Origin of the sequence: Roseibium sp. (assembly GCF_050301095.1) — a bacterium.
Taxonomy (GTDB): Bacteria; Pseudomonadota; Alphaproteobacteria; order Rhizobiales; family Stappiaceae; genus Roseibium.
In genome coordinates this window covers 1-5,859 of record NZ_JBNKYW010000098.1, presented here as the reverse complement: position 1 = coordinate 5,859, position 5,859 = coordinate 1, and the positions used below count along the sequence as shown (strand labels likewise).

At 60.1% G+C, this 5,859-nt stretch carries 6 protein-coding genes; 5 read left to right on the top strand and 1 reads right to left on the bottom strand.

The window, feature by feature from the left end:
- The 5 genes from ACQY7U_RS08570 to rpmG all read left to right on the top strand — a co-directional run.
- On the top strand, positions 1–899 hold an 899-nt coding region (locus ACQY7U_RS08570; RefSeq protein WP_428643501.1), incomplete at its 5' end, for a topoisomerase C-terminal repeat-containing protein.
- A gap of 62 nt (positions 900–961) precedes the next feature.
- Complete coding sequence (gene rnr / locus ACQY7U_RS08565; protein WP_428643503.1) at positions 962–3,229, top strand: ribonuclease R; 2,268 nt, start codon at positions 962–964, stop codon at positions 3,227–3,229.
- 14 nt (positions 3,230–3,243) lie between these two features.
- Positions 3,244–3,696: a DUF983 domain-containing protein gene (locus ACQY7U_RS08560; RefSeq protein ID WP_428643502.1), complete on the top strand. Its 453-nt coding sequence runs from the start codon at positions 3,244–3,246 to the stop codon at positions 3,694–3,696.
- A complete protein-coding gene (locus tag ACQY7U_RS08555) occupies positions 3,693–4,439 on the top strand; it encodes an NUDIX hydrolase (protein ID WP_428643500.1) in 747 nt (248 codons plus the stop codon). The genes ACQY7U_RS08560 and ACQY7U_RS08555 overlap by 4 nt, the downstream gene beginning before the upstream one ends.
- A 189-nt stretch (positions 4,440–4,628) precedes the next feature.
- Complete coding sequence (gene rpmG / locus ACQY7U_RS08550; RefSeq protein WP_428643499.1) at positions 4,629–4,796, top strand: 50S ribosomal protein L33; 168 nt, start codon at positions 4,629–4,631, stop codon at positions 4,794–4,796.
- Positions 4,797–5,381: 585 nt separating this feature from the next.
- Here rpmG and ACQY7U_RS08545 read toward each other — a convergent pair.
- Complete coding sequence (locus tag ACQY7U_RS08545; protein WP_428643498.1) at positions 5,382–5,753, bottom strand: response regulator; 372 nt, start codon at positions 5,751–5,753, stop codon at positions 5,382–5,384.
- Between the last annotated feature and the right edge of the window lie 106 nt (positions 5,754–5,859).

The following is a 5,859-nucleotide window of genomic DNA, read 5'->3' as shown; positions in this document are numbered from 1 at the left end:
TGCTCGGCCCGCATATCTTCCCGCCCAAGGAAGACGGTTCCGATCCCCGCAAGTGCCCGACCTGCGACTCCGGCCAGTTGTCCCTCAAAGTCAGCCGCTGGGGTGCCTTCATCGGGTGTTCGAACTATCCCGAATGCAGCTACACCCGCCAGTTGGGCAAGCCGAACGGTGACGGCGAGGATGCCGACGAAGGCCCGAAGGTCCTGGGTCAGGATCCTGAAACCGGTCTGGATGTTTCCCTGCGCAACGGCAGGTTCGGGCCCTATGTCCAGCTTGGCGAGGAAGCCAAGCCGAAGCGCGCTTCCCTGCCCCGCGGCTGGTCCGCACCGGACATGGATTTGGAAAAGGCGCTGCAGCTTCTGTCCCTTCCACGGGAAGTGGGGCCGCATCCGGAAGACGGCAAGATGATCTCCGCCGGGATCGGCCGCTACGGACCGTTCGTGCTGCATGACGGAACCTATGCAAACCTGTCATCGCCGGACGAAGTTTTCTCCGTCGGCATCAACCGGGCCGTCGATGCGCTTGCGGAAAAGCGTGCCAAGGGCGGCGGCCGGCGCGGTGCGGCGGCAACGCCCCTCAAGGAGCTGGGCGAGCATCCGGAAGAAGGCGGTCCGGTGAATGTCTATGACGGGCGCTACGGGCCATATGTCAAACACGGCAAGATCAATGCCACCCTGCCGAAGGACACGGACCCGAAGGCCGTGACACTTGAGCAGGCCGTCGAGCTGATCGCGGCGAAGTCCTCCAAGGGCGGCAAGAAGAAGGCTGCGGCCAAAAAGACCACGGCGAAGAAGCCAGCAGCAAAGAAAACGGCAGCCAAGAAGACGACCGCGAAGAAAACCGCCAAGGCAGAGGTCGACGCGTCGTCCGATGAGGTGCCCTGGGATGATGCCTCTTGAGCGCGAAACGGATCAACACGCGTAAACATACAGGCCGAAAACACGCCAAAGTCCCCGGCGAGATGCCGTCGCGCGAGGATATTCTTGCCTTCGTGGCGGACAACCCCGGCCGTGCGGGCAAGCGGGAAATCGCGCGCCATTTCGGTATCATCGGCGGCGCGCGTATCCACCTGAAGAAGATGCTCAAGGACCTCGCCGACGAAGGCCTGGTCGAAAAGCGTCAGAAACGCATGATCCGGCCGGGTGACCTGCCGCCAGTATTTGTCGCCAACCTCATTGCCCGGGACCGGGACGGCGAATTGCTCGCCACGCCGCTCGACTGGGACGACGAAGCGGGCGCCCCACCGCAAATCCTGATCCTGACCGGCAAGACCAAAGCCACGCAACCAGGTGTCGGTGACCGTGCCCTGGTGCGGCTGACAGAGGCCGAGAGCGGGCCGGATGCCGCGCACGTGGCGAGGGTCATCCGCGTCCTGGAAAAGCGCCAGGGGGCAATCCTGGGCATCCTGCGCAAGCGGGACGGCAGCCGCCCGCCCTATCTGGAGCCGATCGACCGCAAGCAGCGGGAACTGGACGTGGACGCCAGCGACCTCAAGGATGCCGACGACGGCGATCTTGTCAGCGTGCAGGTAACACGCTCCGGTCGCTACGGGCACCCGAAGGCTTCTGTTGTCGAGCGCTTCGGTTCAATGAATTCGGAAAAGGCGATCTCCGAAATCGCCTTGCAGTCGCACGGCATCCCTCACGTCTTTCCGGCTGCAGTGGAAGCGCAGGCCGAAAGCGCGAAACCGGTCGAGAAACCGGGCAAGCGTGAGGACTGGCGCCAGATACCCCTGATCACCATCGACCCACCGGACGCCAAGGACCATGACGACGCGGTCTTTGCCGAACCGGATACGGATCCGGAAAACGAGGGCGGCCATATCGTCTATGTCGCGATTGCCGATGTCGCCCACTACGTGACGCCGGGATCACCGATGGACCGTGAAGCCAACCTGCGCGGAAATTCCGTCTATTTTCCCGACCGGGTCATCCCGATGCTGCCCGAGCGGATCTCCAACCAGCTCTGCTCGCTTCGGGAAAAGGAAGACAAACCGTCCCTCGGCGTGCGGATGGTCTTCGACAGGAACGGCCGAAAGATCAGTCACAGCTTCCACCGAGTGCTGATGCGCTCTGCCGCCAAGCTGTCCTATATCCAGGCGCAGAAGGCCATCGACGGCATCACGGACGAGAAGACCGAAACGATCCTCGACGGCATTCTGAAACCCCTGTGGGCCGCCTATGACGCCCTGAAGAAGGGCCGTGACGCCCGCGCGCCGCTGGAACTCGACCTTCCCGAACGCAAGATAAAGCTGAAACCGGACGGAACGGTCGACCACGTCTATGTTCCCGAACGCCTCGATGCGCACAAGCTGATCGAGGAGTTCATGATCCAGGCAAATGTCGCGGCCGCGGAAACGCTGGAGAAGAAGAAGTCTCCCCTGCTCTACCGCGTCCACGACGCCTCCACGCCGGAAAAGCTGGAGAGCCTGAAGGACTTCCTGTCGACCTTGAACATGAAGCTGCCGTCCACCGGGGGTCTCCGGCCGTCGGCGTTCAACAACATCCTGGCCAAGGTGAAGGACACGCCCCAGGCGCATCTCGTCAACGAGGTGGTGCTGCGCAGCCAGGCCCAGGCGGAATACGCACCGCAGAACATCGGCCACTTCGGGCTGAACCTGCGCCGCTACGCCCATTTCACCTCGCCGATCCGGCGCTATGCCGACCTCATTGTTCATCGCGGCCTGATCTCAGCCCTCGGTCTGGGCGGCGACGGTCTGCCGGAGGGAATCGAGAGCAAACTGGAGGCGATCGGCGCGGAAATTTCGGCGGCCGAGCGCCGTGCCATGATGGCGGAACGCGATACGATCGACCGGCTGATTGCACTCTGGATGAGCTCTCAGATCGGAGCGACCTTCCAGGGAAGGATCGCCGGCGTCGTCAAGTCCGGCCTGTTCGTGCGCCTGGAGGAGACCGGCGCAGACGGCTTCGTGCCTGCCTCCACGATCGGTCTTGACTATTACCGCTATGACGAAGGGTCGCATGCCCTAATAGGTGACAAAACCGGCGAGACCTACCAACTTGGCGACCAAGTGGAAGTCAGACTGGTGGAAGCCGCGCCCTTTGCCGGAGCGCTGACCTTCGAAATGGTCAGCCATGGACGGATAGCCGGCAAACAGATCCGCAAGGCCGCCCCCAAGGCCCGGCGGGGACCGCCCAAGGGCGGGCGCTCGAAATCAGGCCCTGCAAAGACCTCCACTCGAAAGAAGAACCGAAGGAGGTCTTCGTGACGGTTCGTTACGAGATGAATGAAAATCTGACGGCACCGCAACCGGCAGCCGTCAAACCGCACCGGCCGGTGATGGCCGCTATGTTGCGCGGAGCGCGCAACCGTTGCATGAAGTGCGGCCAGGGCCGGATTTTCGGCAGTTTCCTGAAGAACAATCATGCGTGTCCACAGTGCGGCGAGGAGTTCCATCACCACCGCGCCGACGACGCTCCGCCCTATTTCACAATTACCATTGTCGGCCACATCATCGTTCCGGCGCTGCTGACGGTCGAAGTGCTCTGGCATCCGGCGCTGTGGATCCACATGAGCCTGTGGGTGCCGCTGACGATCTTCCTGTGTATCTTTTTCATGCAGCCCATCAAGGGCGCCCTGATCGGCTTGCAGTGGGCCCTCTACATGCATGGGTTCGATCCGGACGCGGAGGACGACCTGCCGGCGCCCCACTCCACATCCGAAAGCCCCTCATGACCGGTTCATTCGAGAAGCAATTGTCAAAGGACGAAAGGGCCGGAAACTACCCTTATATCCGGCCGAAAGACGCTGCGACCCTGCTTATTCTCGACCATGCTGGCAAAGGCCCCGTGCGTCTGTTGATGGGACGGCGGCATATGCGTCACGCCTTCATGCCCGGCAAGTTTGTCTTCCCGGGCGGCCGCGTGGACCCCGCCGATTCCCGTGTCTCCAACGTGCTTCCCTATCACCCGGAGGTCGAGGCGAAACTTTCCGCGGACATGAAGAATGCCAAGTCCGCCGCTCGCGTGCGTGCGCTGGCCCTTGCCGCAATCCGGGAAACCTACGAAGAGGCGGGCATCTTCGTTGGGAGAAAGTCCCCCGAGGAGCTCCTCCGTCTCGGCGCCGGTTTCGAGGCCTTCGCCGAGCGTGGCATTCAACCGGACCTCAGCGGCATTCGACTGATCGCACGCGCCATCACTCCTCCCCAGCGCACGCGCCGCTTCGACACGCGTTTCCTCGCTGTCTGGGCCGAAGATATCGCCGACCGGCTGCCTGACGGCACCGGCCCTTCCGGCGAACTGGAAGACTGCGCATGGATGACGCTGGAAGAGGCCCGGACCAAGGAATTGCCGCTGATCACCACCAAGATCCTGACCGACCTGGAGGAGCGCCTCAAGCGCGATCCTGATCTCTCTCCGGCAACGCCTGTTCCCTATTATTTCTTCCGCAAAGGCGGGTTTGTGAGGGAGATGATCTAAAACGATATTCTCCGCCTGTGTTTTCACGGTTTCACAGCTCAAAAATTCGCAAGAACCAACGCAAGCGCTTGACTTTCACGCACCGATGAGTAGGTTGCGCGCTGATTTCAGACATTGGGGCAGATTCACCGCCAGCCAATCTGGCCATAAGAACCCTTTGCCCGACAACAAAGAACAGGATCCAAGGCCATGGCCAAGGCGACAACGATCAAAATCAAGCTGCTCTCCACGGCGGACACCGGCTTCTTCTATGTCACCAAGAAGAACTCCCGCACGATGACCGACAAGATGGTCAAAAGAAAATACGACCCGATTGCCAAGAAGCACGTCGAGTTCAAGGAAACCAAGATCAAGTAATCTGGTCATTCCTGACGATATCAAGAACCCGCCGGTTCCGGCGGGTTTTTTGTTGTGCAATCGCCGGGACAACACCAAAGAGAGCCGATTGGAAGATCACCCGTGCGATGGGAAGAAACCAGTCAGCCAGCAAGGCAACGCAAAGTGGACGCCCGCCAGGCGGGCGTCTCCACGTTTCGGATCGTTGGAAAAATTAGTGGTCGGCGGGAACACGGCATTCGAGGAGGCCACTCATCGGCCGGTTCCCTGCCGACCTGCCCCACGGACCCAGGAGATGCGGCGGACCTGAGCACTCCGAGGGGAAACCTTGTCCAAATTGACGTCTCGGCAAAATCAAACCACGACAATCTGGAGATCAGGAAAAACCCTAATCTGCGGTCACACTACCCTATTGTGACCTGATTGCAATATTTTCCATAAAATATACACAGATACAATGTCGTTTTAGTAAATCCGTAACCTTAATGTGAACGCCGAAACAGCACCAAGCCAGCGATTCGGCGACGAAAAACACGCAGTCAACGGCTTCGCGCATACGAAGTCATACGTAGTCTTTATCTTGCTAAATACTGCCGGGAACAGCTTTCAGGCTTCGCCGAGATAGGCACGAACCGTTTCCAGGAACTTGGCCACGGAGATCGGTTTGGAAATGTAGGCTTCACAGCCTCCCTGACGGATTCGTTCCTCGTCGCCCTTCATGGCGAATGCAGTGACCGCAATGACCGGAATGGAGGAAATATCCTCGTCTTCCTTGATCCACTTCGTCACTTCAAGACCGGATACTTCCGGCAACTGAATATCCATCAGGATCAGATCCGGCCGATGTTCGCGGGCGAGCTGCAAGGCCTCGATTCCGGTGCGGGTCTGCAATGTGTTATAGCCGTGCGCCTCGAGCAGATCATGAAACAGTTTCATGTTCAGCTCGTTGTCTTCGACGATCAACACGGATTTCGCCATATGTCCGGCCCTTTACCCGGCAATCCGCCGGTCCCATTTCTCTTTTTTCGGCACAGGTCTGCCTTTAGTAGAACCCTTCCCCGGTCCGCACTAGATTTCTTCTAAC

What these genes read in the sequence shown, in the direction of transcription:
- rpmG (WP_428643499.1), top strand. Translation starts at nt 4,629, where the DNA reads ATGGCCAAGGCGACAACGATCAAAATCAAGCTGCTCTCCACGGCGGAC.
- ACQY7U_RS08560 (WP_428643502.1), top strand. Translation starts at nt 3,244, where the DNA reads ATGAATGAAAATCTGACGGCACCGCAACCGGCAGCCGTCAAACCGCAC.
- ACQY7U_RS08555 (WP_428643500.1), top strand. Translation starts at nt 3,693, where the DNA reads ATGACCGGTTCATTCGAGAAGCAATTGTCAAAGGACGAAAGGGCCGGA.
- rnr (WP_428643503.1), top strand. Translation starts at nt 962, where the DNA reads ATGCCGTCGCGCGAGGATATTCTTGCCTTCGTGGCGGACAACCCCGGC.
- ACQY7U_RS08545 (WP_428643498.1), bottom strand. Translation starts at nt 5,753, where the DNA reads ATGGCGAAATCCGTGTTGATCGTCGAAGACAACGAGCTGAACATGAAA.